This window comes from Ethanoligenens harbinense YUAN-3 (assembly GCF_000178115.2).
Taxonomy (GTDB): Bacteria; Bacillota; Clostridia; order Oscillospirales; family Ethanoligenentaceae; genus Ethanoligenens; species Ethanoligenens harbinense.
This window is the reverse complement of record NC_014828.1, coordinates 1402371-1426905: the sequence shown is the minus strand read 5'-3', so window position 1 is coordinate 1426905 and position 24535 is coordinate 1402371. Positions and strand designations below refer to the sequence as shown.

Below are 24535 nucleotides of genomic sequence, written 5' to 3'. Positions count from 1 at the left end.
GCGCTTAGATCTTCCAATATGCCGCGCTGTACGGCATCAGTTCGCTGCCTCCGCCGAAATCGTGCTTTTTCCCTGTCAGCAGATCGACGGCACAGCCTGCATTGGCGTTAAAGTGCGCCACATAGCGTTCCGCATCCGCGTTGATGGCGACGAGGATGCGCTCGCCTTCACACTCCCGCTCAAAAATATACTGCCGATTGGTGAGCAGCACTTTGCGGAAATGCCCGGCGTGCAACGCCTTTTCCTGTATATATGCCTTGCTGCACACAGCGATGAAATCCGTGAGGTCGTTTTCGACGGGTTCCTCAAAGCAGGGACGCAGTTCGTCGTCGCTTCCGGATTCTTTTTTGCCCAAGGCCCCCCATTCACTGCCGTAATACAGGCAGGGAGTACCCGGCATGGCAAACAGCAGCGCATAAATCAGCTTGAGATGCTCGGGATTGGTCAGGATACTGGCCACACGGGTCACATCGTGATTATCCACAAAATTGAGCATGTTTTTTCCTTGATAAAGCCCATACTGGTTTTCCATGGTGCTGTTGATTTCAAACAGGTTCATGCTGTTGAAGCTCGACCACAGTCCTTTATATGCCTGATAGTTGGTCACGCTGTTGAGCATCTCGTCGTTCAGCACCGTTCTGTAATCCCCGTGCATCACTTCGCCCAGCAGATAGAAATCGGGTTTGAGCCCATTGCAGAACGTGCGCAGACTGCGCAGGAAATCGTGCGGCAGGCTGTATGCCACATCCAGCCGCAGGCCGTCGATGTCGAATTCCCGCACCCAGCCGGCGATGGCGTCGAACAGATGCTGGACAACCGCCGGGTTCTGCAAATTCAGCTTGACCAGTTCATAATGCCCTTCCCAGCCTTCATACCAGAGCCCGTCGTGATAGCCATTGTCCCCATCGAAACGCAGATTGACAAACCAGTCCTTATAAAGGGAGCGTTCGCGGTTTTTCAGCACGTCCTGAAAAGCCCAGAACCCGCGGCCCACATGATTGAAGACACCGTCCAGCACAACGTGGAAACCCGCCATATGCAACGAATCGCAGACGGCCGCAAAATCAGCGTTCGAGCCCAAGCGGCCATCCACCGTACGGTAATCTCTGGTATCATAACCATGCCTGTCCGCAGAAAAGATCGGGCAGAAATAGATGGCGTTTGCCCCTGTCTTCCGAATATGCGGAATCCACTCGGTTACTTTCCGGATGCGGTTGAGCGTTATGCCGTCATTTTCCTTGGGCGCGCCGCAAAAGCCGAACGGATAGATCTGATAAAAGACACTGTTATAAGCCCACATTGTCTTTTCCTTCCCTTCATATGTCGCTTTTTCTGTCACACTTCCGGATTCTTCCATTGCTGCATAGAACTATTATACTCCTTTTTCATGCATTTTGACAGTACCTGCATCTCTCAAAACGGTAAAATACCCGCAAGGTCTGGGAACCCCCCGACTACTTGTAAATCCGGCGCAGCAGGCCGGACAGGCGCGATCTTATGGAGATACGGAACTCAAACAGCCGGAATGCCCCGCTTCTGTTCATCCGCCGGCCCCGAGGCAGACGAACGGAAATACTGTCCGCTTTTGCCGCCGGATTTTTCCATCAGCATGATCCCGCCGATCTCCATGTTTTTGTCAACGGCCTTACACATATCGTAAATCGTCAGCGCGGCAACCGAAACGGCCGTCAACGCCTCCATCTCCACACCGGTCTTACCGGTGCAGGAAACGGAGGCCGTGATGTCGATGCAGTGTTCCTGCTCATTCCGCGACAGCACCACCGATACCGCGTGCAGCGCCAGCAGATGGCACATGGGAATGAGGGCGGACGTTTTCTTTGCCGCCATCGCACCGGCAATGCGCGCGGCAGCCAGCACATCTCCTTTGGGGAGGCTGCCGTCATAAACAGCCGACAGCGTTTCGGGAGACATGGCGATCCGTCCGACCGCCACCGCCCGCCTTTGCGTGTCATCCTTCTGCGACACATCCACCATTCGGATATTCCCATCTTGATCCAGATGTGAAAAAGCGGGCGTATCATCCACCGGCACACCGTCGCCCTGTTTGTCGCCGGCATACGGCAGAATCGTCACGGCGTCGCCGGAACGGACGGTGCCGCCTTTGAGCACATTGGTAAAAATCCCTTCACGGGGCATGACGCAATCGCCCACCAGTTCCCGTATGGCGCAGCCTTTGTGGCATTCCTTCCCGATTTGGGTTACAACATGGAGCGTTTCACCGATTTGCAGCCGCGTGCCCACCGGAAGGGTGTAAAGCTCCACCCCTTGCGTAGTGATGTTTTCGGCGAAACTGCCGGGCACAAGGCCTTGTGCCCCTTGTTTTTGCATTTTTTCAATGCTTTCCGCCGCCAGAAGGCTGATCTGCCGCTTCCCGGTGCCCGCGTGGGCATCCCCCATCAAACCCACGTCTACACGCAGTTCCCCGCTTGCAACCGGCACTTTCACCACGCCTTTTACCTCGCTACGATTGACTGAAACGACCCTGCCCATTTTCTGCATAGTTCCTCCCGCCTGTACAAAACAGTTTCCTATCTATGCGGCAGGCTGCAACAGAGCCTGCCGTCTCATTCCGTCTCTATTATCCGTACCAGAATATCACATTCGCAGAGATCGCGCAATTATCCGCGCATGCCGCGCTTCAGATACTCAGATCCCGCTTTTTATAGAAAACATAGGTGCAGGCGATGAGAGCGGCGGAAAGCAGGAGCGAAAGGAACACGGCGCCGGCATGGAGCCCGCGTCCGAACACGATGTCCTGATAACTGAAATATTTGAACGGAGAAAGCAGGTTCAGCGCATCGAGCTTATCGGTCAGATCCGTAACTTTGGACAGCACGAACGAGCCAAGCAGCACGCCGGTACTGACGGACCCCGCGGTTTTCGGATGCCGGAGAACGGCAGCCAACGCAAAGCCGAGCGAAAGGAAAATCAACTGTACCAACAGCATGCTCGCCATAAATGCCACGATTTCGCCGGAGATGCCTTTGCCCTTGTTATAAGCGGACACCGCCGTCAGGGAAAAAACAAGCGAGACAAGGTTCAGCACCAGAATATTCACCAGAGCGGCCAGCAGCTTGGACGTAAGGATGGACGTACGTGAAACCGGCTTGACGATCAGAAATTCGGTCGTTTTATCGCGCTCCTCTTTTGAGAGGATGCCGGAACCCAGCAAAACAGCGTGTATGGCGGCGGCAAGCTCTATATAGAGAAACAGCATGCCAAAATAGCCGCTCATAGTGGTCACATCAAACGAACCGAACCCCAGCAGCGCTTTGATGGAATAAGGCAGATTGCTGAAAATCTGGCCGTTCGCCCCACCCGCAGAATAGGCCGTGTATTTCGACATGCCGCTGATGACCAGCAGCACCATGCAGACGCTCCAGATAATCAAGGCGTTTCGATTGGCCCTGAGCTCCCGCATAAACAGGTTCATAACAGACTGACCCCCCTTTCTTCCGGCGGTTCACACGGCGTGAATATCTTTTTTGGCATAAATGAGATATGCGGCTGCAACCGCCGCCAGCACGACGACCGCTCCGGTGATGAGATAAGGCATTTCATATCCTGCGTGTTTGGTGACGTAGGCGATGTCAAAATATTTGAACGGAAAGAAAAACCGGACGACATCCGCGTCTTTACCGGTGACTGCGAGCGCTCCCAGCATATAAAGCCCCAAGACGACGCCGAGGGAAACCGGAAGCACGGACCGGAGTTTTTTGAAAAACACCGAAATGAACAGCCCCAAGGCCAAAAAAACAAGCTGGATGAACAAAAGCGTGAGGTTGATGAGGAAAAGCACCCGCCCACTGAAGTCTGACGTCTTGACGATGAATGCAAGGAAAAAGGCTGCGGCATCATAGAGCGTGTTGGTGCCAATCAGCATGGTTACGGCTGCCAGCAGCTTGGCACTCACGATAGCCGTACGCGAAACAGGCTTGACCATTAGAAAATCCGCCGTCCGCTCCCTTGTTTCCCGCGAAAGGACGGACATGCCGAAAATCATGGACTGGATTGCACCGCAGAGTGGAACGAATGCAAACACCATGGTGTAATAGCCCAGGACGGACGTCACATTATCGAGCGAGATGCCCAGTGCCGCCCGAATAGGCGCCGGATAGCCGCTCATCAGCTTTTTAAAATCGCCCGCGTCATGCACGACACCGGGATAAAACGAGAAATACAGTGCAGCCAGCGCGATGATGGCGCATGTCCAGACGATGGTGGAGCGGCGCAGGGTCTTCAACTCGTGCAGGTATATATTCATACCGTCCGGTCCTCCCTCCCGTAATCATGCAGGAAAATCTCCTCCAGATCCGGTTCCTCGATGGAGACGTTGCGCAGATCGAGCGCGGCGAGCTTTTGCATCAACGGGTTGACGTTGCCCTTGAACAGGAAGCCGGCCGTATTGCCCTCCATTTTCAGGTCGCGCACGCCGTCCATAGCGAAATACGATGACGTAACCGGCCCGTTTGCCTCCAGATGGATGCGTTTATAGCTGTTTTCCTGCAGGTCGCTCATCTTTTCCGTGCGGATGATACGACCGTCCTTGATAAACGCCACGCGGTTGCACATTTTCTGCACCTCGCTGAGGATATGAGACGAAAAGAACACCGTCGCGCCCTTTTGGTTTTCCGCCGCTATGAGGGCGAAGAACTTCTGCTGCATCAGCGGGTCGAGCCCGCTGGTGGGCTCGTCGAGGATGATGAGCTCTGGTTCGTGCAGCAGCCCCTGGACGATGCCCACCTTCTTCTTGTTGCCGAACGAAAGGTCGTCGATCTTTTTATGTACATCCAGATTCATGGCATCGGCCAGTTCGTGGATGCGTTTGGTGCAGTCTTTCTTATAAAAGCTGGCGGAATACCGCAGCAGGTCGATCACCCGCATGTTGTCGTAATAGAACACCTCGGAAGGCAGGTAGCCAATCTCCTTTTTGATTTCCGGACAGGCTGCGCAGCTTTTTCCAAAAACGGTTGCGCTGCCGCTCGTGGGATAGATCAGCCCCAGCAGCGTGCGGATGGTTGTCGATTTGCCCGCGCCGTTGGGCCCGATAAATCCAAAGATCTCCCCCTGTTCCACGCGCAGGTTCACATCGGTGATGCCGCGGGACCTGCCGTAATATTTAGTCAGGTTTTTGATTTCGATCACGTTCATGACCGTACCCTCCCGTATGTTCATTTGTAAAAGGCGTCTTTCAGAATGGCGATGTAGGTATCGAACTCTGCGGCTTCCGCGCGCATATCGAATCGGGCACGCTTGGCCGGGTCCCGTTTATATTCCAACAGACGCCGATTGGCAAACCCCTGCCCTACCCATGTGATGATCTCCAAAACGCGGCGGAGGTCCAGTCCTTCCTTCAATCCGGATGTGTCCAGGCCTCCAAAAGCCCGTGCCATGCTGTCCTGTATGCTGATCCGGCTCTTCGTCTCAATCTCGGACTTGATGCCGCCGACATCCTCCAAAGTCGCGCAGACCATAAACTCATACAGGTCGGGGTGTTTCCGGCTAAGCTCTATTTTCAGCTCGATCATTTGTTTCAGACGTTTAAACAGGTCGGCCCTGCCATAATCCAGCCTGTTGAAAAATTCGTTTGTAAAAACGTCGTTGGCGTAATCGTAGAGAAACAGATACAACCGTTTTTTATTGCCAAAGTAATGGAACAGCAGCCCCTTGGAAATGCCCGCTTTTCGCACGATCTCATTTGTCGAGGCGTTTTTATATCCTTTTTTTGCAAACTCCTCCAATGCAGCATTGAGGATACGTGCTTGCTTTTCGGCGTTCAGGCTCATAAATTTTTCATTCAAATGTCCCACCTCCCCGGCACGCTTCATTGACCATACCGGTCAATTTCAGTATAGCACCGTTGACCGGTGTGGTCAATAGATGGTTTACATCCTGTTGCCTGCGGTACGCTGCACCCGCCATGCGGGCGCCGGCACGACCGAACCTCATCTTTTTGCTTTATTCCTCTTGACAGCCCTGAAAATTTATAGTATATATTTATTGAACACTGTTTGAAAAATTTATTATGTTCAAAGGAGGATGGCATCATCGGGATACAGGAACGAAAAGAACGGGAAAAAGCGGAAATGCGCGAAAAGATCCTGCAAGCCGCCATTGAGATCATGAGAAACGAAGGCATTGAAAAACTTTCCATCCGCAAACTGGCCGAAAAAATCGAGTATTCTCCTGCTAACGTTTACCACTATTTCCGCGATAAAGAGGATATCCTCGACCATATCATTTCCGACAGATACCAGCAATTTATAGACGCGCTTTCGGCACCCGATTGCCACGGAAACGATCCCGTCGAGTATCTGTTGAACAACCTGCGCCGGTTCATTACGCTGGCCCTGACCATGGAAGAAGACTATAAAACGCTGATGCTAGGCGAGTCTCCCGCAGTCCTCGCGCGCACGTCCGTTCTGCAGCGGGGAGCAGCGTCCGACCGCCGTGCGATCGGCATGATGCGCGACATCCTGCGTGTGATTCTGAAAGACCGCGCCGGCTATGACGACAGCCAACTGGAACTGACCGCTCAAATCATCTGGGCATCCATGTTCGGGCTGGTCATGCGGATCAACACCGAACAAATAGACAAAGAACAGCAGGAACGGCTGATCCGGCATTTTCTCGAATTTATTGCCGCCGCGGTCGGCACGCTCTGAACCCATCAGGGAAACCGCCGGATATTTTCGACCTGTTTCGGGAAAACGCCTTTCTGAACGGAGCAAACAGGACGACCGGAAAGACCGAGAAAAATTGCATGAAACAACAAAAATCCATTACGATCCTGGCAATCTGCATCTCCGTGTTGGCGGCAGCCGCGGCCGCCATCGGCATCTTTTCCGCCGGAGGCCCCGGCAAGCATGCGTTTACGACCATACACGGCGAACAGGTGATACTTTTCGGCAAAGGGCTGTACCGGTTCGATTCCGTCTCCATGGCGGCGCAGGCCATCGCACAGGATGTCGTGACGCTCTGCCTGGGCGTCCCGCTGCTGATCGTTTCCATCGTATTCGCGCGCAGGGGCAGCCTGAGAGGGCGGCTCCTGCTGGCGGGGACTCTGGCCTATTTCCTGTATACCTATATGTCGTACTCGTTCACTTCCATGTACAACAGCCTGTTCCTGGCCGACGTGGCCCTGATGTCGATGAGCTTCTTTGCGTTCGTGCTCACCATGATGTCATTCGATACGCGGGCGCTGTCCGAAAACATCGGAGACCGGTTCCCCGCCAAACCGATCGCGGTCTTTCTGCTGTTTCTGGGTACGTCGGTCGGGCTGATGTGGTTGGGCAAAATCGAGCCTTCGCTTTTGAACGATACGGTACCGTCCGGTTTGGAGCAATATACCACACTAGTCATCCAGGCGATGGACCTTGGATTCATCGTACCGGTATCCTGGCTGACAGCCATCTTGCTGCTGCGAAAAAATCCGTTCGGCCTACTGCTGGGCACCGTGGTCTGTATGAAGGCCGCGACCATGCTCACGGCTCTGACCGCCATGGTCATCGGGCAGGTGCTGGCGGGCGTAGCGGTGCCGGCGGCGGTATGCGTCCTGTTTCCCGCCGCCAACGCGATCGCGTTTGTATTTCTGTTCGTTTTGCTGCGCACGATCAAAGAACCGGCCAACAAAGGAGGCAAAGCCGCATGAAAACCATCATCATCTATACCACGAAATACGGCTGTACACGCAGTGTGGCGAAACGTTTGCAGGCCATGCTGGGCGGCGAAACACAGCTTGCCGACGCAAACGGTACAGTCCCCTCTCTGGAACCGTACGATGCCGTGATTTTGGGCGGTTCCGTCTACATCGGGCATGTTCAGAAAGCGTTGACCACATTTATAGACCGGCATTTGCCGGAGTTGCTTGACAAAAAGACCGGTCTGTTCCTCTGCGCGGGTGTCACCGACCCGGAGGTGCAAAAGCAGGAGCTTCAAAACGCCTTTGCACCCGAACTGCTGGAACATGCCGTTGCCAAAGACATCCTCGGGTATGGTTTCGATTTTCAGAAAATGAACTGGATAGAAAGGCTTATGGTAGGCGCCATGCGCGGAAACCGCAAGAACGAATCGGTGTTTTTTGAGCAGAACATCCTCCAGTTTATACACAAGCTGCAAACAGCGCCACACCCCATGCCCGCGGGGAAAACCCGGATATGAAACGCTTCAAGCGCCTGCTCCCGAATGCCGTCACCCTTGCGCGCATCGCTTGCAGCGCCGTTTTCGTGTATGTCCTGTGCAAAAGCCTGTATGGCCACGCGTTACATATGCCCGCCGTATTGTATGGTCTGGAGGCTTTCATCTGGCTGTCCGACTTCATCGACGGCCGGCTGGCACGGGCGCTGCGGACAGAGTCCGCCGTGGGCGCCCGGCTGGACATCCTGGCGGACTGCTCGTTCATCTTCCCTGCTCTGATGCTCTTCAATCTGTCCGGAATCGTGCCCGTCTGGTTCACTGCAGTCGCCGCTCTGGATTTTACCGGCTTTCTGCTCACATCCAGATATCTGCAAAAAACACCGCATGAACCAAAACGCCTGTTTGTATTCGACACACTCGGGCGGTTGGCCGCCATGTTTTTTTATACTGCGCCCATGCTTGCCTGCGAGACGGTCGGCCATGCCGCTTTTACTGGTGTTTTGTATGCCGTGCTGTACCTGGCGGCGTTTCTGGCTATCGTTTCCATGACGGCCCGTGTTCGTGCCTGCCTTATCCTGCTGCTTCGTTCACACATCCACCCCGACATGAACCGACTGTGAGGAAAATTGAATGAAAAAGCATATCGTCCGAAACATTCTATTGATCATACCGGGTGTCTTTGCTGCGTTCATGATTACCGGTTTTGTGCTCCTGAACCGGCTGACATCGGTAGTCAACCACTCCGCCGGCAACCACCCCCAGGTACTCAACGGCACGCCGTCCGGCCAAAAGGCATTGGTCATCTATCAGCCGTCGGCCTTGTCCGATGTAACCGAACAAACCGTTTTCCAGATTGCAAAAGGCCTGAACAAGAACGGCTATCAGGTCACGGTCAACCATCCGGGCAGGTATCTTTCCACCGACCTCTCCGGCTACGCGGTGGTTGTGTTCGGCTCCCCCGTATACGGCGGGAAGCTTTCGCCGGTGCTGCTGGATTATATGAAGAACGTGACCCTGACGCCTTCGCAGCATGTGCTGGTCTTCGACACCGGCGCGGCCGACACCTCGCCGGAGCTGGACGACGCGATGGCTGCACTGCATGGCGGAACGGTAACCAAAGCCAAATTGACCACATCGGACAACCAGAAAGAGCAAAAAGCCTACCGATTGGGTACGGATTTGTAGGAAACGCCCGCACATCCCCGAATATGCCATCTGTATGCCGGTTGAATGCACCTGGGGTTACGTGGTACAATGCGGCAGGGAGATCCGACGGACATTGTCACGTTTTTTGCTCTGAGCGAGGCGGAAGGAATGGGCACTATTATGAATGAAGATGGCCTGAAAAGGCTTCTGGAACAAGTAAAAGAGGGGCATGTAAGTGTTGAAGAAGCGGTTGGTGATTTAAAAAATCTTCCTTTTGAAGATCTCGGCTTCGCAAAGGTTGACCATCACAGAAGTATCCGTAACGGTTATCCTGAAGTCATATTTTGTCAGGGCAAAACAGTCGGTCAGATAAAATCAATCGTGCAAAAGCTTATGGAAAACAACAACAACATCCTTGCCACCCGAGCAGGAGAGGACGTCTATAAAGGCATACTTGAACTGACCCGGGATGCAGTGTATTATGAAACTGCCAGAATCGTTGTGGTAAAAAGAAGAGACCTCATTGTCACAGATAAAATGATTGCTGTCATAACAGCCGGCACATCCGATATTCCGGTGGCAGAAGAAGCCGCTGTCACGGCCGAAACTCTTGGCAACGGGGTGGATAGAGTTTATGATGTTGGCGTTGCGGGCATACATCGCCTGTTTGCCAATTCCGATCACCTCATGCGCGCAAATGTGCTCATTGTCGTGGCCGGAATGGAAGGCGCACTGGCGAGTGTCGTTGGCGGAATGGTGGACAAACCCGTCATTGCCGTGCCCACCAGTGTGGGATACGGAGCCAATTTTGGAGGGCTTTCCGCACTTCTGGCCATGCTTAACAGCTGCGCCAGCGGTATCGGCGTTGTAAATATCGACAACGGCTTTGGAGCCGGATATCTGGCAAGTATGATCAATAAATTGTAAAGTGAGGGTTGCATTTATGCATATTCCGGACGGTTACCTCTCACCTCAGACCACGATTCCGGCCATAGCAGGCATGGTGCCTGTCTGGATCGTCGCTTTCAATCAAGTCAAAAAGAAACTGGGTGAGAGACGGGTTCCCACCCTTGCGCTTTGTGCTGCATTTTCCTTTGTAATCATGGCGTTCAATGTTCCGGTGGCGGGAGGGAGCTCGGCTCATGCGGTGGGCGCGGTCTTCATTGCGATCCTGCTGGGGCCCTGGGCGGCAACCATTTCGGTTTCCACCACTCTGCTGATACAGGCTTTTGTGTTTGGCGACGGCGGTATCATGGCGTTTGGAATCAATTGTCTGAATATGGCTGTAGTTATGCCGTTTACCGGATACGCTATATATAAATGGATCACCGGCAGATCAAAGCCCGGCAGCCGCCGCAATCTTGTCGGTTCTCTCATCGGAAGCTATGCGGGATTAAACCTTGCCGCTTTTTGCGCATCTGTAGAGTTTGGCATCCAGCCTCTCCTTTTCAAGGCGGCCAATGGTTCCGCGCTCTATTGCCCCTATCCCCTATCCGTCTCGATACCTGCCATGATGTTCGCACACGGTCTGGTGGCAGGGCCTGTAGAAGCCGTTATTACGGCGGCGGCCGTTGCTTATGTTGCCAAATTCGCTCCCCAGCTTTTTGCCCGGGAATCGTTGGAATCCATAAAAGAACCAGAGATTTCGTTTTGGAAAAGATACAAGGCTTTGCTGATCCCGCTCGGCGTTCTTATTCTATTGGCTCCGCTCGGACTGCTCGCAACGGGTACTGCCTGGGGTGAATGGAGCGGAGGAGAAATCAAAAAAGCCATTGGGTATATACCGGCAGGCTTTGCCGCAATGGCCGATAAGTGGAAAGCTTTGCTCCCGGATTATTCCCTCCCCGTTTTAGGGAACGGTGCCGCAGGCTCCATTACAGGCTACATTTTATCGGCAATCATCGGCATTGCATTGATTGTCGGCTTGATCCTTCTCAGTTCCGCACTGGTTATGAAAGCTCAGAAAGGTAAAATAAAGAGTGGAAATGCCAAATAGCACGACCCGTCATCCGGAAATACCGCCCGATATTCCTGCCTGGCTGCTTGAAACGAGTCGAGATGAAAAAGCCCGTGTGGCATCTTCCGGGACAAATTTTCTAATTAAAACACTCCATCATTTTTCAGAAGTATTTGAAAACGAATTCTATTGTGAACGGTATGCGTCAAAAACCATGCTGCTGCAATGCCTTGACCCCAGGGTCAAAGTCATTGTATTGCTGGCGTTTATGGTTTTTTCTTCGTTTTCTTCAAGTATCGTAATCCTTCTCGCACTGGCTGTGATCGCATTTGCTTATGCAAAACTTTCCGGGCTTAACATGACAGACTATTTCCGCCGGGTATGGGCGTATCTTCCTCCGGCCGTGTTTGTTTGTTCCATACCGGGCGCCTCCAGCCTGTTTACAAAGGGAGCGCCCCTCTTTTACGTGCTGCCACCCGGAACCTTCGGTATGCAAAACGGTCTGTATTTTACTTCCTCCGGCATCGCCATGGCATTTCGGCTCGCGCTGCATCCCGGAATTTCCTTGTCGTTTGCGTTTCTTCTGTTGTTGACAACAAGATGGTCTCAAATCACCCATGCGCTTGCCGGGATGCATGTGCCTTTAGTGGTCGTCTCCGTTTTGAATATGGCCTACCGCTACCTATTTGTCACAGTGGAAATGGCCAAAAACATGATGGAGGCCCGGTTTCTCCGGACGGTCGGCAAGCTGGAAACCGCCGACAACCGCCGCTTCATGAGCCACAGTGTTGCATATCTTTTTATAAAATCACAAGGATTAAGCGAAGAGATTTACGACGCTATGGTCTGCCGGGGGTTTTCCGGAAAACCCGTAAGCATCCGCAGCTATAAAATAAGTGCTGCTGATGTCCTTTTTTTGATAAACAGCGTCGTCATCTTAATGCTATTGATTGTGGGTGAACATCTGTTTTGAATCAGACCGTTTTCAAACTGGACGAAGTTTCATATGCTTACCCGCAGAGCGAACCGGTGCTTTCAAATATAAGCCTTGAAATCGTCGCGGGAGAACGGCTGAGCATCCTTGGAGCAAACGGCTGCGGCAAATCCACTCTATTGAAAATACTGGCCGGGCTCCTTTTTCCACAGAGCGGGACATTTACCGCATTCGGAAAGAAAGTGGAGCGTGAGCATTTCAAAGGAAACCTGTCCACTGTTTACCATCGCCGAATCGGATTTGTTTTTCAGGACTCGGAAGCTCAGTTGTTTTGCAGTACGGTTTACGAAGAACTGGCCTTTGGCCCCCTCCAGTTTGGTCTGCCAAAAGACACGATAAGAAAGCGCATTGATGAACTTTCCTCTATACTTGACATTGAAAAGCTGCTGGAAAAACCGCCGTTCCATCTCAGCGGCGGAGAGAAAAAGAAAGTGGCTATCGGCAGTGTTCTCATTTTGAATCCAGATGTTCTCGTTCTGGATGAACCTGCCAGCAGCCTGGACCCACGATCGCAGACATGGCTACTGCACCTGCTTCAATCGTTGGGAAAAGCGGGCAAAACTTTGATTTTTGCGACACATGATCTGGATTTGGTTCCGCATGTTTCCGACCGCGCAATTCTGTTTGACGAAGACCATACCATTGCTGCCGATTTGCCGGTAAAAACTTTACTCAAAGACCCTAAACTTTTAAAGCAGGTAAATCTTGTCGATGAGCATTATCACACACACCCATGGGATTTCCAAGAAGATTGAACTATAAAAATATATGCTTATTGAAAATTTCAGACATAATTAGAACAGATTGGAGAATTTCATCTTATTTTCTTTAAAAATATTTACCTTGAGTAAATGCAGGCTTGAATACGTTCTCCTTGGTAAAGTATAATACTGTTGGAGAAACCAATATAAAACAAGTATGCCATAATAACGGAAAAATGATGATGCGTGGTACAATTTCGAAACTTGCTGATTGCGATATGACTTCTTATAAAAACTACCAAATATGGATGCCCCAACAAGATCAGCTGTGCAGAAACAGACGAGAAGGGGCTTTATCTGGGCACCGTATACGATTTGTTTGATCGGCGATCATTGGATTTGCCACCAGCAGCCGAATCGACACCGATTTCTGCAAAAGAGTGCTGAACACGGCAATTTGGCGATACAAACTCAGAGCAGGCCTGCTCCATCATTCGGATCAGGGTATCCAGTACGCCGGCAAAGGGTTATTAGGAGCTTTTGAAACAAACACACATTTGCACGGCTTCTTTGTCTCCGAAAAATTGAGAACGGCTCAAGTTCAAAGCCGAGCTTGTAGACCACCCGGGTTATTACAACAATCGCCACATCAAGGCAAAACGGAAGGGCTTGCCACCTGCTCTACGCAGGCAGCAAGCCTTTGGGTAACTTAATTAAAACTATTGTCTAACTTTTAGGGGTTCATCCAGGCAACGGGGAATTTCTGTTTGAACCGTGTTCACAGCATATCGAACGCGACCAGACCGCCGCCCCAAAGGGTCGTGTGAAACCACATGGAGAAATCAATGTTTTTGCGCATCCCCTCGTCCAATATGCCGACAAACGCTTTACTGGCGTCCGATGCATACTCCACAGAAATAATGGTCACCCAATGCCAAGAGTCCAGTATTGGTTCCTGTCCGTTGTGGAGGTTCAAAAAAGCAATCGGCAGATCATTCTTCAGCGCGTTGTCAAGAAAAGCCAGTGTTTCTGAAAACGGCGGGCGTTTGCTGCGATAACGTGGGATATCCAGCACATCGGTCTGGAGGCGCAAAGATTTGGCCCGAGCATACGCATCCAGCCCTTTGCAGAATTTCTGGGTAGAGGAAATGCCCTGCGGGCCGGGTGTAACATACTTCCATACCTCTTCCATACATTGCAGGCAGGCGCCTTTGGTCAGCAACAGCGGCGCGCTGTTTTTCCGTGTGGCATACAGATACTGCAGAATAGTGGTGGAAGTAGTTGGCCCGCAACCGGAGCGCCGCTGCCATTTTGTTTGATACCATTCCTGATTGCAACCGTAATAGACGGCGTTTGTCAGTTCGTCCTGTATTTTAAAAACATCAGGATTCTTAATGCATTTTACAATCATAGTGCCCCTCGGTTGCACATGCCGCCCTGCGGTAAAATAAATAAGGCTCATGCATTATAGTATCATATTTTGCATTGGTTGTGTAGAAGCAAAGTAGGGTTTTTGTTCTGAAAAACCGCAACCAAAAAACGAAAGAAGGGATCAGACATACAAAAACATTTGACTTTTAGCATGCGGTTTGCTATACTATTAAGGCGCTGTTTGCCGATGTGTTGTGTTTGATGCACTGCATATCAACAGTTTCCCTATTTTTTCTTCCAATTTCGGAAGTGGATAAAGGGATAATATACGGAAAGGTATCGAAGTGGTCATAACGGGGCTGACTCGAAATCAAGTGGGCTTCGTTTCACCCAAAAAGCCGCGAACCCGCATGAAATCAGGGCTTGTCGGCGGTCGATGCTTCCCAAAAATCAGGCGCACGCTAACAGTTTGCTAACACTTTTTCAAACTCGCGTTTTCCCGCTTTTGCGGTAAAACTATATATGGAGAGGTATCGAAGCGGTCATAACGGGGCTGACTCGAAATCAGTTTGTGAGTAATCACACGAGGGTTCGAATCCCTCCCTCTCCGCCAGCGGGCAGTGCCCGCGGTCAGGACGCGCTCATAGTTTTGTGAGCGCGTTGCCTTTTCTTCCGCAACTTTTAGAGGATAGCGAGAAATGAAAATGTCGTATCTTGTTGATTTTAAAAACGTATCGACGGTCGGTTTGGAGTCTTCCCCTGTGGCAGAGCCCCTTGCCGGTTTACGCGCGAACGAGTCCCGCTATTTTATGAACAAATACAAGCATGAATTTACGGTTACCCCGGCTGACGAAAGCCATGAAAGCCTGGAGTATGTGAACCGGATCCTGAAAGAAGAACGCGGCATTGTGTTTGCGGACAGGCCTTTGGAAACATCATGTTTTCAAGTGGAAAACATCCAATTTGCCTATATCTTTTATGAAAGCGGCCTTGCGGTCAATGTCATGTATGCAGTCGATGACCCCAAAAAGCGGGCTGTCGGATTCAAGCTTTCTGAGGGAATGGAGATACCCAAAGAATTGGAAGGCAAATTCAAATTTGCCCGTCAGAAATCCAAGTTGGCCGGAATGATCCGAGGCTCCTTTTTTGTAATCAAAGGAGAATACCAATAAGAATCAAGGCGCATCCTACAAAGGGATGAAAGCTATGCGGCAATAAAGCTTTAGTGAATCATCCCGTCCGGCAAATCCGCTTCTCCGCTCTGGAAAAGCAGACCTGTTCATTTTTCGACGCGATCTGTCTTCTGCGATTTCAACACGGTTAAATCCGGCTCTGAGCCCTTTATGTAAAGCTCCTCCACTTCTTCTTGAATTTGCTGTAATTCCTCGATGATGTCTGTGATTTTATTGAACAATTTAAGATACATCTGCTGATAATCTGCCATACTACGACCTCTATGAATATAAAGTAAACATATTATGCGTTTATAAATAGCAGTATAGCATAAAATACATCTAAAATAAATACATTATATATTTATTATGGGGTGTATTTATGTCTGTGAAAAGCCTTTCTATTCGCATTGATGAGGAAATTTTAAACAAGCTGCATGTGGTGGCCGACTACGAAGGCCGTTCTGCCAACAGCCAAATTCTGGTTTTAATTCGGGATTGCATTGAGAGCTATGAAAAAGCACATGGAAAAATTGAGCTGAACACACAATGATGGGCCTAAGAATACGAGCTTTGCGGGAAGACCGGGATTTGAACCAGCAGGCATTGGCCGATTTGTTAAACATCAGCCAAACGACTTACTCGCGTTACATTGGACAAAGGTGAACGCAACAATGACCGACGGCACCAGGCTCATCGGGATGATGCGGACACAACCCTCGCCGACCGGCAGGCGGTGGACGAGGAAAGCATCCCCGGCGTAAAAATGCTGAGGCTCAGCCAATGCGAGGACTGGGCCGACTTGATTTTTTCGCACCGGGCGAAAGACCTGCATGAACTGGTGACCGACGAAGCGGTCAGCAACGTCATCCGGGACCTAACCCTCCCGCAAAAGGAAGTTCTCTTCTTAAACGTAGTACATCACTTCAAAACGTCTAAGATTGCGGCAGCGTGCGGCGTTATCTGCTGGCCACTCTGGCCGTTCATGGTCAGCTGGCTCGCAGCAGGTTAGATTTATCCAAAGCTCAAAGCGCAAATTCTGAAAAGCAGGCAGGAAAAGCGTCGGGCGGCATAACAACGCAGGCAGCCCGGCGAAGGAACCACCGGGCTGCCTGCGTTCTTTAAATGGAGGTCTACGATATGACAGATAGTGATTGGTTTCGGAGTCTGAACACGCCGTGGGTGCGCTGGTCGGACTATGAGATTGTCGAAGTGAACGGCTTGAGATATCTCCGCCCGGCAAAAACGGCGGGGGCAATTTCCTATAACTGCGCGGAACGCCCCGAGGAACTGGCGGTGGACGCGCTCAACGCCGGGAGAAGTGTCTGGAACGAGGATAGCCCGAAGCGGGCCTGCCTGGATTTTGCAAGACGGCACGGCCTGCTGGGGCTTGGCACGCCAGCCACGCCAGCGCAAAAGCTGTTCTACAGTGACGGGCGCGCGGAAAACAGCGGCGCATCCCCGCTTTATCACGATGTTTTCTCCCACGACTACGGCGAGCCGCTCGACCACTTTGCGGCGAAGCTGGCGGCAGGTTACGCACATTTTCTGGCGACACGGGGCAATGCCGTTCCCGCCGGAAAGCAGGAGAAACTACGGGCGGCCTAGGCGCGCGGAACCACGGAAGAATCGGACGGCCTTGCTTTTCAGCTGACGTTTGGTGAAAACCCTCAGCTTCTCTGGAAACCACAAAACCTGCTGGTGGTGCTGCGCCCCGCCTATGCCCGCGCGGTCACCGACCCCGCCGCGCCGCTGAAAGCATGCAAATTCTGCGGCAGCGTTTACCACAATCCAAACGCCCGCAGTGAGTTCTGCTCGGTCACCTGCCGCAACCATTACAATGTCAACGCGTTTCGCAGGCGGAAAAAGGATGCGGAGAGCCTGGACAGTGGCCGTTGACCGTTTATCGAACCAATCTCACTTCGCTTTTATCAAAAGTCCCGCGCGGTTCGGGTCCCAATGTTTGACGGTGAGTTCCACGAGCAGTTCCTCCGCTGCGGAAAGTGTCGCCGCCGCGCAGAGGATGTATAAGACGATCTGCGACCGCGTAAAAAACAGCGAAAACGGATAGCAGAACAGCAGCAGGCCCGTGTATTTGTTGGCGCAGGTATGCAAAAAGTTGAACCTGCCAAACCGGACTTTTGCGGCCAACGCCGCGCCCAGACGCAGAACCGCGATGGCGCCCACCCACAGCAGCACGGCCGTCCCCGGTGCCGCCACTGGCCACAGGCGGAACAACGCCACAACGACAAAGAAGAAGTCCGCGGCGGAATCCAACCTCGCGCCAAAGACGCTTTCGGCGAGCAGGCGGCGGGCCAGCCAGCCGTCGAGCATGTCCGTCAGCCCGGCGGCGAGATAAAGCACGGCGAACGCAGCACTCGGCACCGTCGGGAGCAGCAGCGCCACTGTCAAAACCATGTGCGTGGCGGTCAAAAGATTGGGGATCGCTTTTCGATTCACAGGCAGCCCCCCTTGTGGTTCTTCCCTTCAGCTTACCGGATTTCGCGGAAAACGGCAAGGGTTCTATGTCTGTGTTTTTGATGCAGCATTGTCCCCACCGTAACCGATTTTGGTTTTTATTGCAAAAGCAACGCAAAGGCCCCGGCAATAATGCTTGCGTTGTCGCGGCAACGAATGCATGCCCACCGATGCCTTCCCAATCGCTTTCATCAATAGATGTTCAAAGGCCTTTTCAGCTTGACGGGATGCTTTCCCCGATAACGTATACCATGATGTCACACAATAGGGCCCGCCGGGGTTGTACGCCGTGGTTTGCCGGACAAAGTATACCATGATGTCTCAAAACAGGGCTGGCGGCTAAAAAATGTGACATCATGTCTCACATCGGCAGCGTGCCTTTCAGTACGCACGCGGACATGGTACAATAGAAATATCGACAGGATGGGAGGTTTAGCGCATGGGCACACTTGCAAAACTCGTCAATATCGGCCCGACGCTGGAAAAGCAGCTCGAGCAGGTCGGCATCACCACGCCGCAGGAACTGGAAACCGTGGGCAGCCACGAGGCATGGCTGCGCATCAAGGCTATTGACCCCTCCGCCTGCATCATGCGCCTTTCGGCGCTGGAGGGGGCTATCCGCGGCATCCGCTGGCACAACCTCGGCACGGGTGCAAAAGCGGAGCTGAGCGCCTTTTATCACGCGAACAAGGGGTAACACATGGGCGAGCTGCGTAAAATCCCCGGCGTGGGGAAACAGACCGAGCAGGATCTCATTCGGTTGGGCGACACCACCATCGCCTCCCTGCGGGGCGCGGACCCCGAGGAACTGTACGCGCGCGAATGCGCGGAACGGGGCGTGCATATCGACCGCTGTCAGCTTTATGTTTACCGCTGCGCGGTCTATTTCGCCTCCACACCAGACCCGGAACCCCCAAAATGCAAGTGGTGGAACTGGAAGGATTGAAAGGGAGCGCGCCATGCCCGCATATTTTGCCGCGTTTCTGCGCGGCGTCAATGTAAACGGCAACAAAATCCCTATGGACGCCCTGAAAACGGCGTTCACCGGGTTGGGCTTTTCCGGTGCGCGTACGGTGCTAAACACGGGAAACGTGGTGTTTGCATCCGACCAGCCCGCGCAGGAGTTGAAGCTGCTGATCGAAAACGGGCTAAAATCCGCCCTCGGCTACGACGCGCCCATTTACCTGCGCGGCGTTTTGGAGTTGGAAGAGCTGCAAAACGCCACCCGCGCGCTCGCGGTGCCGGAGGGCTGCCACCTTTATCTGCTGCTTTGCGATGATGCCATGCTCCCTGTGGAATTGGGCGCGTTGTTTGCCGCCACGCCGCACGGCAAACAGGAGCAGTTTTACCCGGCGGAGGGCAACGCGTTCTGGATCGTGCCTAAAGGAGAAACGCTATCCTCCGCATTTGGCGGCAAGGTGCTGGGCGCAAAGCAGTACAAAGCCCGGTTGACCTCCCGCAACTGGAACACCATTGAGAAGATCATCGGGCTGATGCGGCAATAATGGGAGGGCCAATCCATGCTGTTCATTTGTTACCCAAACTGCAGCACCTGCCGGAAGGCCCAAAAGTGGCTGGACGAGCACGGTGTCGCCTACACTGTCCGGGATATCAAGGTCGAAAACCCGACCGAGGCCGAGCTGCGGGATTATTTCACACGCAGCGGCCTGCCGCTCAAACGCTTCTTCAACACCAGCGGCCTTGCCTACAAAGCGCTGACGCTGAAGGACAAGCTGCCCTCCATGAGTGAGGACGAACAGCTTGCCCTGTTATCCACCGACGGTATGCTTGTAAAGCGCCCGCTGCTGGTGACGGAAGCGTTTGTTTTGGTCGGTTTTAAAGAGCCGGAATGGGAAGCGTGGCTACTGGGGCAGTGAGCAGCACGCCTATTGGCCGCGCTTTGGCATCGTCAGGCGGTAGCTGTGCTCAATCATATCGCGCAGCTCGTCCCACGGCACATCGCTATTCAAGTGGACGGTGTTCCAGTGCTGCTTATTCATATGGTAGGCCGGGGTCACGCCCGCGTAGACTTTTCGGAAAAAGTCGGCCTGCTCCGGCTCGCATTTGAGGTTGACACACAGCCCATCCCGCTCGTAGACAAAGGCGAAGCTCTTTTGGTTCAGCCCATGGCGCATCACCGTCCACGCGCCCGGAACGTCCGCGCGCTCGTCAAAGGGATAGTCCTCGTAGGCGTCTGGATAAGTCAGGCAGTATTCAATCAGCTCGCGGCGGGTCATGGAGCCCGCCGTTTTACTTTCAGTCATTATTTTCCTCCAGCAGATAGTGAAACATCCGCTCCGGGTTTTCGAGAAAGCGGCGGGTGAGCTGGTAATGCTCGGTTTCTTGATAGTTCACCGCGCGGATGCCGTCCGCTGTCAGCTCCAGCACCTCCGCGCCCGGATACGCCATCAGGATGGGCGAATGGGTGGCAATGAGAAACTGCGAATGCCTTTGCACTAAGTCATGGATGCGCGCCAGCAGCGTCATCAGACGGTTGGGCGAGAGCGCCGCCTCCGGCTCGTCGAGCAGATAGACGCCATTTCCGCCGAAGCGGTTTTCAATGAGCGCCAGAAAACTCTCGCCGTGCGACTGCGCGTGCAGCGACCGGCCGCCGTAGCTGTCCTCTACCCCCAGATCGTCGATGTTGCTGGCCAGATTGTAAAAGCACTCGGCGCGCAGAAAAAAGCCATCCTTCGCATGCGCGCGCCGCGCGATGGTCAGATATTGGTACAATTCCGAATGGGTGGCGCGGGTGGAAAAGGTGAAATTCCGCGTGCCGCCTTCGGGATTAAAGCCATACGCCGCCGCGATGCCTTCAAGCAATGTGGATTTTCCCGTGCCGTTTTCACCGACCAAAAAGGTAACGGGCTTTTCAAACGCAAGCCCGCCCTGATGGATGAGATGCCGCACTGCCTGCAGGTTGTTCAGATACGAACCCTCCGGCAGAGGTTTGGTGAGCTTCACGCTGCTGATGTAGTTGCTGTCCATTCCAATCACCCACCGCTATGATACCACGGAGCGCGTGCAACCGTCAAAGAATGGCTGGCGGTGGCAATCAGAATCCAGTAGCTATCCCGCACGCTTTGTGGTATTGTGTGTCGCGAAGGGGGCGGCACAGATGAAATACATCCTGCAGGCACTGTATCATCGGTTCTACAGCAAACCGATCGCCACACCGCAGGCCCAGCGCATTGAGGCCAACCATCGGGCGCTGATTACGCATCTGAACAAGGGCGACCGCAAGCTGGTGCTGCGCATCATCGACGATAAAGACCAGCTGATCAACGATATTTCCTTTGACAGCTTCATCAGTGGATTTGAACTGGCGTGGAAACTGGCAAAAGAACTGGATAGATACGACCGGCCGGATTTGCCCCGCTGACAGGAGGTGCTCCATGGTCTACATCACCGGCGACACACACCGCAATTTTTCCCGCGTTGTTTTGATGTGCAGGACGTTTCATACGTCGAAAGAGGACGTGCTCATCATCCTCGGCGACGCGGGAATCAATGGTTTCGGAACGAAGGAAGACCGGCAGGTCAAACAAATGCTGAGCCGTCTGCCCATCACGCTGTTCTGCATCCATGGCAACCACGAAGAGCGCCCGCAAAATGTTTCCGGCTATGCCGAAACCGTTTGGCATGGCGGCGCCGTTTTTATGGAAGCGGAGTATCCAAACCTGCTGTTTGCCAAAGACGGCGAGATTTATGAATTCGACGGGCGGCACTGTCTTGTCATCGGCGGCGCGTACAGTGTGGATAAACATTATAGGCTGGCGCTTGGCAAACACTGGTGGGCGGATGAGCAGCCGTCCGACACCGTCAAGGCGCGGGTGGAACAGCGGCTGGAAAGTGAAAACTGGCGGGTCGATGTGGTTCTGTCTCACACCTGCCCGCTGCAATATGAGCCCACGGAAGTTTTCCTGCCCGGCATTGACCAGTCGACCGTCGACAAAAGCACCGAGGAATGGCTGGGGGCAATCGAGAGCCGCCTACAATACGATGAGTGGTATTGCGGACATTTCCACACCGGCAAGCGAATTGACAAACTGACGTTTCTGTTTCAGGAAATTCAGATGTTTTCCTTTGGCGAATGAACGTAAAGACGTAGCACTGCGTTGTGCGTCGAGTTCGACACCTTTCTGAAAATTTGGTTTCCCATGTGCTGTGTTATGCGTCGAGTTCGACACATTTGCAGGGTTTTCGTCTTGTCCGCACCCGCTGTGCGTCGAGTTCGACACTATCTGAAAAAATGCTGTAAGAGCAGGCAGACCGGCGGCAGGAAAGCACCGGCCCGCCTGTTTTGTTATGCCGTCCAGCGTGTGCCGTAGGCACTGTTGCGCTCCTCCTGCTCGAGCTTCTGCAAAATCCTCTCCAATTTTGCAAGAGCCGCTCTTTCTCTCAATTTTGCTTTTTCTGTTTTCCACGTACCGTTTTGGGTTCCTCTGCCGTCTACAAAGAGAGCGTAATTGTTGTGGTGCGGTAATTCAATTACAAAACGGCTCTGTCAGCCCCTAAAAGCAGAGGCCGGCCGGGGGCGCGCATACGAAATCAGGAGGAAACCAATATGAGAAACGAGTGCAAAATTATCGCGATGAGCGACATCGCCGCCGAGGAAGTCCGGTGGCTGTGGTATCCGTACATCCCCTACGGCAAGGTGACCATCATCCAGGGCGACCCGGGCGAAGGAAAAACCTCTTTCGTTTTGGCGATGATCGCGCTGCTGACGCGCGGAGAGCCGCTGCCGGAGGAAGCGGCCGGCGGTGAACCGGTCAATGTCATCTACCAATCGGCGGAGGACGGGCTGGCCGATACTATCAAGCCCCGGTTGGAACGGTCGGGCGCGGATTGCTCCAAAGTTCTGGTGATTGATGAATCGCAGAAAGACCTGACGCTCTGCGACGCCAGGCTGGAGCAGGCCATCCTCGAAACCGGCGCACGCCTGATCGTGCTCGACCCGATGCAGGCGTATCTCGGCGACCAGGTGGATATGCACCGGGCAAACGAAATCCGCCCCATGTTCAAGCGACTGTGCCGCATGGCGGAGCGCACCGGATGCGCCGTTATTCTCATCGGACACATGAACAAGGCGCAGGGGCTGAAAGCCTCCTACCGCGGCCTCGGCTCCATCGATTTCCGGGCCGCGGCGAGAAGCGTGCTGCTCGTCGGGCGGATGAAAGATTCTCCCGACATCCGGGTGGTGGCGCACGACAAAAGCAGCCTGGCACCGGAAGGGCGCTCCATCGCATTCGCTTTGGACGCGGAAAACGGATTCCAATGGAAAGGCTTCTGCGACACCACGGTGAACGAACTGCTCGCGGGCGAAGGAACCGTGCAGACCAAAACCATGCGAATGGAAGAGGCGCTCAAAACCATGCTCACCAAGCCGGTTTCTGTGGAAGAGGTCTTCCGCCGCGCCAAAGAACTGGGCATTTCGGAGCGGACGGTCAACATCGCCAAAAAAAACCTGGGCGTCGGGTCCGTCAAATCCGGGAATCAGTGGTATTGGACGGCGCCGGGCGCAAGGATGTAAGGGTGTAATGTTCTTACGGTATTGCAACCTTGCATTCTTAATCAAGCACCTGTTTTCAGACCGGCACCCATGTGGCTGCGGTTTGGGCATCATCAGCGACGCTCATCTATGCACCCAATAGGGTGCCTCGTTCGATGCACGCGAGGCAAATTCCTTCTCGTAAGGCACCTTATAGGGTGTCCGCTTCTGCACTTTTGAGATGACGGTCGCACCGCATGCACCTTATTGGGTGTTTTGCCCTTTGCCTCTGGAGGTGATTACCAATGTAGAATCTTAAGACGTGAACGAAAACGTCCGTTTTTGTGATAAAATGGGTAAAAGACGACTCGTCCGGAAAAGTAGTTCCGCTCGTCAGTTGGGCTATTTGTCATCCCCTCTCGACTGGCACGCCCCAAAGCAAGCGCGCAGGCATCGCCCCATTCGAGGCACGTTCGCCCCTGTCACCGGCCGTGTGGCCTCGTGTGCCGTTTTCACGGCGAGGTGGCATCCGTGTCCCTCACCGGGCTTGCGGCCCGTGTCGGGAGCCTTGTGCGGAAAGAGCTCCGAAGTGATTTACCCGCAGAAAAAAGTGAAAAGCCTGCTCTTGGCAGACAAAGTCCACGACGGTTCAATCATTCAAAGGCGGAAATATGCGCTCAGACTGGCTGCCGGGTAGCCCTTGAAAAACGGTCGAAAACCGGGTCGATTCCGATGCTGGTTAAAGCAGCGGGGTCGCGGTGCGTCCCTGCTGCGGCTCACATCGCCCCGCAATGCGGGTCGGGTAACGTTTCGCTTCGGGGTCGGATTTTGGCCTTTGGGGTCGGCTTCGGGGTCGGAGGAAAAATAAAGCGCCGTAAATCCGCACCGCTACGTCATCTACCATGGTGTTGCGAGAGGGGTTGTACCCATTTTATATGATTACTTTGCTAAGTTATGGATGCCATTTGGTATAGCGGTGTTACTAACTATCCTGACCAGTCAGTTATCAGATTTAAGATGAAATTCACGGGCAGACTGTATTGCACTATAGGATTGAAAGAAGTACAA

General features: G+C 53.2%; 32 protein-coding genes, 1 tRNA gene and 2 pseudogenes. 23 read left to right on the top strand and 12 right to left on the bottom strand.

The window, feature by feature from the left end:
• Nucleotides 1-4 precede the first annotated feature (4 nt).
• The 7 genes and pseudogenes from ETHHA_RS06610 to ETHHA_RS06580 form a co-directional block, all read right to left on the bottom strand.
• On the bottom strand, nt 5-1300 hold the full coding sequence (locus ETHHA_RS06610; protein WP_013485202.1) for an alpha-amylase family glycosyl hydrolase: 1296 nt from the start codon (nt 1298-1300) through the stop codon (nt 5-7).
• A 212-nt stretch (nt 1301-1512) separates the two neighbouring features.
• Nucleotides 1513-2022 (bottom strand): annotated as a pseudogene (moaC, locus tag ETHHA_RS06605) (cyclic pyranopterin monophosphate synthase MoaC); the annotation flags it as partial.
• 60 nt (nt 2023-2082) lie between these two features.
• A pseudogene (locus ETHHA_RS16055) lies at nt 2083-2511 on the bottom strand (MOSC domain-containing protein); the annotation flags it as partial.
• A 148-nt stretch (nt 2512-2659) separates the two neighbouring features.
• On the bottom strand, nt 2660-3454 hold the full coding sequence (locus tag ETHHA_RS06595; protein WP_013485200.1) for an ABC transporter permease subunit: 795 nt from the start codon (nt 3452-3454) through the stop codon (nt 2660-2662).
• A 30-nt stretch (nt 3455-3484) separates the two neighbouring features.
• On the bottom strand, nt 3485-4285 hold the full coding sequence (locus ETHHA_RS06590; RefSeq protein ID WP_013485199.1) for an ABC transporter permease subunit: 801 nt from the start codon (nt 4283-4285) through the stop codon (nt 3485-3487).
• Complete coding sequence (locus ETHHA_RS06585; RefSeq protein ID WP_013485198.1) at nt 4282-5172, bottom strand: ABC transporter ATP-binding protein; 891 nt, start codon at nt 5170-5172, stop codon at nt 4282-4284. The genes ETHHA_RS06590 and ETHHA_RS06585 overlap by 4 nt, the downstream gene beginning before the upstream one ends.
• A 20-nt stretch (nt 5173-5192) precedes the next feature.
• Entirely contained in the window at nt 5193-5831 is a 639-nt protein-coding gene (locus tag ETHHA_RS06580; protein WP_242822113.1) for a TetR/AcrR family transcriptional regulator, read from the bottom strand.
• 276 nt (nt 5832-6107) lie between these two features.
• Here ETHHA_RS06580 and ETHHA_RS06575 point away from each other — a divergent pair, with 276 nt between their 5' ends.
• From ETHHA_RS06575 to ETHHA_RS06535, 9 genes are all read left to right on the top strand, one after another.
• Nucleotides 6108-6686, top strand: coding sequence for a TetR/AcrR family transcriptional regulator (locus ETHHA_RS06575; RefSeq protein ID WP_049776575.1), 579 nt, complete (start codon nt 6108-6110; stop codon nt 6684-6686).
• A gap of 98 nt (nt 6687-6784) precedes the next feature.
• The gene (locus tag ETHHA_RS06570; RefSeq protein WP_013485195.1) at nt 6785-7672 is read left to right on the top strand and encodes a hypothetical protein; all 888 of its coding nucleotides are present in this window, start codon (nt 6785-6787) and stop codon (nt 7670-7672) included.
• A complete protein-coding gene (locus ETHHA_RS06565) occupies nt 7669-8181 on the top strand; it encodes a flavodoxin domain-containing protein (protein ID WP_013485194.1) in 513 nt (170 codons plus the stop codon). The genes ETHHA_RS06570 and ETHHA_RS06565 overlap by 4 nt, the downstream gene beginning before the upstream one ends.
• Nucleotides 8178-8777, top strand: a complete 600-nt coding sequence (locus ETHHA_RS06560) for a CDP-alcohol phosphatidyltransferase family protein (RefSeq protein WP_013485193.1) — start codon at nt 8178-8180, stop codon at nt 8775-8777. The genes ETHHA_RS06565 and ETHHA_RS06560 overlap by 4 nt, the downstream gene beginning before the upstream one ends.
• 10 nt (nt 8778-8787) lie before the next feature.
• A complete protein-coding gene (locus ETHHA_RS06555) occupies nt 8788-9342 on the top strand; it encodes a flavodoxin family protein (RefSeq protein ID WP_013485192.1) in 555 nt (184 codons plus the stop codon).
• A gap of 141 nt (nt 9343-9483) precedes the next feature.
• Nucleotides 9484-10230: a nickel pincer cofactor biosynthesis protein LarB gene (gene larB / locus ETHHA_RS06550; RefSeq protein ID WP_041687286.1), complete on the top strand. Its 747-nt coding sequence runs from the start codon at nt 9484-9486 to the stop codon at nt 10228-10230.
• Between the two features lie 16 nt (nt 10231-10246).
• The gene (gene cbiM, locus ETHHA_RS06545) at nt 10247-11299 is read left to right on the top strand and encodes a cobalt transporter CbiM (RefSeq protein WP_013485190.1); all 1053 of its coding nucleotides are present in this window, start codon (nt 10247-10249) and stop codon (nt 11297-11299) included.
• Nucleotides 11289-12233, top strand: a complete 945-nt coding sequence (cbiQ, locus tag ETHHA_RS06540; RefSeq protein WP_013485189.1) for a cobalt ECF transporter T component CbiQ — start codon at nt 11289-11291, stop codon at nt 12231-12233. Before cbiM ends, cbiQ begins: the two co-directional genes overlap by 11 nt.
• On the top strand, nt 12230-13009 hold the full coding sequence (locus ETHHA_RS06535) for an energy-coupling factor ABC transporter ATP-binding protein (protein ID WP_013485188.1): 780 nt from the start codon (nt 12230-12232) through the stop codon (nt 13007-13009). Before cbiQ ends, ETHHA_RS06535 begins: the two co-directional genes overlap by 4 nt.
• Before the next feature lie 724 nt (nt 13010-13733).
• On the opposite strand, the gene ETHHA_RS06530 is transcribed toward ETHHA_RS06535, so the two are convergent.
• Nucleotides 13734-14366: a hypothetical protein gene (locus ETHHA_RS06530; RefSeq protein ID WP_013485187.1), complete on the bottom strand. Its 633-nt coding sequence runs from the start codon at nt 14364-14366 to the stop codon at nt 13734-13736.
• A gap of 484 nt (nt 14367-14850) precedes the next feature.
• Here ETHHA_RS06530 and ETHHA_RS06525 point away from each other — a divergent pair.
• Together ETHHA_RS06525 and ETHHA_RS06520 are read left to right on the top strand one after the other, a co-directional pair.
• Nucleotides 14851-14939: transfer RNA gene (locus tag ETHHA_RS06525), tRNA-Ser, on the top strand.
• 91 nt (nt 14940-15030) lie between these two features.
• A complete protein-coding gene (locus ETHHA_RS06520) occupies nt 15031-15498 on the top strand; it encodes a phage tail protein (protein WP_041687283.1) in 468 nt (155 codons plus the stop codon).
• 107 nt (nt 15499-15605) lie between these two features.
• Here ETHHA_RS06520 and ETHHA_RS15845 read toward each other — a convergent pair whose 3' ends face one another.
• Nucleotides 15606-15770 (bottom strand): hypothetical protein, encoded by a 165-nt coding sequence (locus ETHHA_RS15845; RefSeq protein WP_013485185.1) that lies wholly within the window; start codon nt 15768-15770, stop codon nt 15606-15608.
• 110 nt (nt 15771-15880) lie between these two features.
• On the opposite strand from ETHHA_RS15845, the gene ETHHA_RS15085 reads away from it, so the two are divergent.
• The 5 genes from ETHHA_RS15085 (at nt 15881) to ETHHA_RS06500 (ending at nt 17397) form a co-directional block, all read left to right on the top strand.
• Nucleotides 15881-16051, top strand: coding sequence for a type II toxin-antitoxin system antitoxin (locus ETHHA_RS15085; RefSeq protein ID WP_013485184.1), 171 nt, complete (start codon nt 15881-15883; stop codon nt 16049-16051).
• A complete protein-coding gene (locus tag ETHHA_RS15080; RefSeq protein ID WP_083803649.1) occupies nt 16048-16164 on the top strand; it encodes a helix-turn-helix transcriptional regulator in 117 nt (38 codons plus the stop codon). The genes ETHHA_RS15085 and ETHHA_RS15080 overlap by 4 nt, the downstream gene beginning before the upstream one ends.
• The gene (locus ETHHA_RS06510) at nt 16151-16510 is read left to right on the top strand and encodes a hypothetical protein (RefSeq protein ID WP_013485183.1); all 360 of its coding nucleotides are present in this window, start codon (nt 16151-16153) and stop codon (nt 16508-16510) included. The genes ETHHA_RS15080 and ETHHA_RS06510 overlap by 14 nt, the downstream gene beginning before the upstream one ends.
• Before the next feature lie 128 nt (nt 16511-16638).
• Nucleotides 16639-17106: a hypothetical protein gene (locus ETHHA_RS06505; protein ID WP_137143865.1), complete on the top strand. Its 468-nt coding sequence runs from the start codon at nt 16639-16641 to the stop codon at nt 17104-17106.
• 93 nt (nt 17107-17199) lie between these two features.
• Nucleotides 17200-17397 carry a hypothetical protein gene (locus ETHHA_RS06500; RefSeq protein WP_041686745.1) on the top strand — a complete coding sequence of 66 codons (198 nt, stop codon included), beginning with the start codon at nt 17200-17202 and terminating at the stop codon, nt 17395-17397.
• Nucleotides 17398-17415: 18 nt separating this feature from the next.
• On the opposite strand, the gene ETHHA_RS06495 is transcribed toward ETHHA_RS06500, so the two are convergent.
• Nucleotides 17416-17958 (bottom strand): CDP-alcohol phosphatidyltransferase family protein, encoded by a 543-nt coding sequence (locus ETHHA_RS06495; protein ID WP_013485182.1) that lies wholly within the window; start codon nt 17956-17958, stop codon nt 17416-17418.
• Nucleotides 17959-18415: 457 nt separating this feature from the next.
• Here ETHHA_RS06495 and ETHHA_RS06490 point away from each other — a divergent pair, with 457 nt between their 5' ends.
• The 4 genes from ETHHA_RS06490 to ETHHA_RS06475 are packed head-to-tail and all read left to right on the top strand — an operon-like array spanning nt 18416 to nt 19853.
• Nucleotides 18416-18673 carry a TfoX/Sxy family protein gene (locus ETHHA_RS06490; RefSeq protein WP_013485181.1) on the top strand — a complete coding sequence of 86 codons (258 nt, stop codon included), beginning with the start codon at nt 18416-18418 and terminating at the stop codon, nt 18671-18673.
• Between the two features lie 3 nt (nt 18674-18676).
• On the top strand, nt 18677-18922 hold the full coding sequence (locus ETHHA_RS06485) for a helix-hairpin-helix domain-containing protein (protein ID WP_013485180.1): 246 nt from the start codon (nt 18677-18679) through the stop codon (nt 18920-18922).
• Nucleotides 18923-18935: 13 nt separating this feature from the next.
• Nucleotides 18936-19481, top strand: coding sequence for a DUF1697 domain-containing protein (locus tag ETHHA_RS06480; RefSeq protein WP_013485179.1), 546 nt, complete (start codon nt 18936-18938; stop codon nt 19479-19481).
• A 15-nt stretch (nt 19482-19496) separates the two neighbouring features.
• Nucleotides 19497-19853 carry an arsenate reductase family protein gene (locus ETHHA_RS06475; protein WP_013485178.1) on the top strand — a complete coding sequence of 119 codons (357 nt, stop codon included), beginning with the start codon at nt 19497-19499 and terminating at the stop codon, nt 19851-19853.
• 9 nt (nt 19854-19862) lie between these two features.
• On the opposite strand, the gene ETHHA_RS06470 is transcribed toward ETHHA_RS06475, so the two are convergent.
• Together ETHHA_RS06470 and ETHHA_RS06465 are read right to left on the bottom strand one after the other, a co-directional pair.
• Entirely contained in the window at nt 19863-20240 is a 378-nt protein-coding gene (locus tag ETHHA_RS06470; protein ID WP_013485177.1) for an MmcQ/YjbR family DNA-binding protein, read from the bottom strand.
• On the bottom strand, nt 20233-20964 hold the full coding sequence (locus tag ETHHA_RS06465; protein WP_013485176.1) for an AAA family ATPase: 732 nt from the start codon (nt 20962-20964) through the stop codon (nt 20233-20235). The genes ETHHA_RS06470 and ETHHA_RS06465 overlap by 8 nt, the downstream gene beginning before the upstream one ends.
• A 130-nt stretch (nt 20965-21094) precedes the next feature.
• On the opposite strand from ETHHA_RS06465, the gene ETHHA_RS06460 reads away from it, so the two are divergent.
• From ETHHA_RS06460 to ETHHA_RS06450, 3 genes are all read left to right on the top strand, one after another.
• Nucleotides 21095-21358, top strand: a complete 264-nt coding sequence (locus tag ETHHA_RS06460; RefSeq protein ID WP_013485175.1) for a hypothetical protein — start codon at nt 21095-21097, stop codon at nt 21356-21358.
• 13 nt (nt 21359-21371) lie between these two features.
• Entirely contained in the window at nt 21372-22073 is a 702-nt protein-coding gene (locus ETHHA_RS06455) for a metallophosphoesterase (RefSeq protein WP_013485174.1), read from the top strand.
• A gap of 470 nt (nt 22074-22543) precedes the next feature.
• A complete protein-coding gene (locus ETHHA_RS06450) occupies nt 22544-23509 on the top strand; it encodes an AAA family ATPase (protein ID WP_013485173.1) in 966 nt (321 codons plus the stop codon).
• Nucleotides 23510-24535 lie beyond the last annotated feature (1026 nt).